The organism is Paraconexibacter sp. (genome assembly GCF_041602235.1).
Taxonomy (GTDB): Bacteria; Actinomycetota; Thermoleophilia; order Solirubrobacterales; family Solirubrobacteraceae; genus Paraconexibacter.
On record NZ_JBFIGP010000463.1, the window covers coordinates 1 to 1,835 of the forward strand.

Below are 1,835 nucleotides of genomic sequence, written 5' to 3' on the forward strand. Positions count from 1 at the left end.
GATGAACGCCCAGTGGACGGACCCCCAGCCGCCCAGCGAGACCTCGCCGATCTGGACGATGATCACGAAGTACTCGCCGAAGAAGTTCAGGGCCATCCCGACGAAGAACCAGAACGGGATCACCAGCCAGGCGGCGAGCAGGCGCGTCGTCACGATGTAGCGGATCGAGCTGATGCCCTGCGCCTCCATCGCGTCGATCTCCTCGTTGATCCGCATCGTCCCGAGCTCCGCCGCCAGTCCCGCGCCGATCTTGGCGGCGGCGATGAAGCCGAACATGAAGGGTCCGGCCTCGCGGAGGCCGCAGAGCGCCGAGAACGCGCCGGTGTATACGGACGCGCCGAACCCGCGCAGGACGTAGTTGCCCTCGGTGCCGCACTGGAGCCCGATCACGAACTGCAGGGACAGCAGGACGATCGACGACCCGAGCAGGAGCAGCGCGGCCTGCCGCAGGACCTCGGCGCCGTAGCGCCACGCCTTGGGGATCTCGATGACCGCGCTCAGCATGAAGCGGGCCATGCGACCGGCCTCGTCGAGCGTCGACTCGACCGGCGCCCGGAAGTTCCGGACCGCACGGGTGCGAGCGAGCTCGGTGGCGAGCAGCGGCAGGCCGTCCGGGCCGGTGGGTGCGTTCGTCGTCGCCATGCCCTAGCGGAGGTTGAGCGTCTCGGGGAACGCCGCGAGCAACGTCGCCGTGAACATGTAGTTGAAGACCCAGATCGCGACGAAGGCGATCACCACCGCCTGGTTGACGGCCTTGCCGACCCCGACGGCACCACCTCGCACGTTGAGGCCCTTGTAGCAGCAGACAACGGCGACCATGAAGCCGAAGAACGACGTCTTGAAGATGCTGCCCAGGAGGTCGGGCATGGTGAAGTTCAGCGTCATCGTCGACATGTAGCCGGACGTCGTCTCCCCGAACAGGAGGACGGCCGCCGCCCAGCCGCCGACGAGCGAGACCGCGATCGCGAGCAGGTTCATGGTCGCGGTCAGCACGCCCAAGGCGAGGAACCGTGGAACGACGAGCGTCTTGATCGGATCGAGCCCGAGGACCGCCAGTGCGTCGAGTTCTTCGCGGACCTTCCGTGCCCCGAGGTCGGCGCAGACCGCGGTGCCGGCGACGCCGGCGACGATCATGCCGGTTGCCCAGGGTCCGGCCTCACGCGTGGCCAACGTGGCGAAGAAGGCCCCGAGGCGGTCGACGGAGCCGAAGATGTTGAGGAGGTTGCCGCCCTGGATGCCGCCCGCGCCGGCGGTGAGCGCGATCACGCCGAAGAACGTCGGGATCAGGGTGCGGCGGAGGAAGATGGTGCTCTCGATGAGGAACTCGTCCACCCAGGAGTAGGGCGGCGTGAACGTCGCGGCGACCGTCTTGCCGGTCAGCAGCAGCATCCCGCCGACCTCGTCGATGATGCTCAGTCCGGCGTCTGCGCCTCGGCGTGGCGTCGACCGCAGTCGCGCCCCCCGCCCAGGCGGCGCCGAGACGGGCGCTGTCGCGCTTCTCGTTGCCACGTTCTGCCTCTTCTCCCGTTGAGGGGCGGATCCCACTCCGCCCCCGTGACCCCAACACTCCCACCGGCAGATGCCGGTGAACAGACTCAATAGGTGTCAGACACCCCCCTCGTAAGGGGTGTCATTCCATTCCCAGCGGTCCTCCGCGCTCGCGGTTGAGGAACTGGCGCACGAACGGATTGCTCGAATCGAACATCTCGTCGCGGTCGCCGCTCTGCACGATCCGCCCGCGCCACAGGACGCCGACGTACTGCCCGATCTGCCGAGCCGTGGCGATGTCGTGCGTGATCAGGATGTAGGTCCCGCCGTAGAGCGAGTGCATCTCC

General features: G+C 67.9%; 2 protein-coding genes and 1 pseudogene. All 3 read right to left on the reverse strand.

The annotated features are described in order from the left end of the window. Positions 1 to 642: MlaE family ABC transporter permease (locus ABYE80_RS20435; protein WP_372792236.1), on the reverse strand; the 642-nt coding region annotated here is incomplete at its 3' end. Positions 643 to 645: 3 nt separating this feature from the next. Next, positions 646 to 1,389 (reverse strand): ABC transporter permease, encoded by a 744-nt coding sequence (locus tag ABYE80_RS20440; protein WP_154732570.1) that lies wholly within the window; start codon positions 1,387 to 1,389, stop codon positions 646 to 648. Positions 1,390 to 1,630: 241 nt separating this feature from the next. Beyond that, a pseudogene (locus tag ABYE80_RS20445) lies at positions 1,631 to 1,835 on the reverse strand (ABC transporter ATP-binding protein); the annotation flags it as partial.

Coding starts and splice junctions, on each gene's coding strand:
- ABYE80_RS20440 (WP_154732570.1), bottom strand. CDS start 1,389: ATGCTGCTGCTGACCGGCAAGACGGTCGCCGCGACGTTCACGCCGCCC.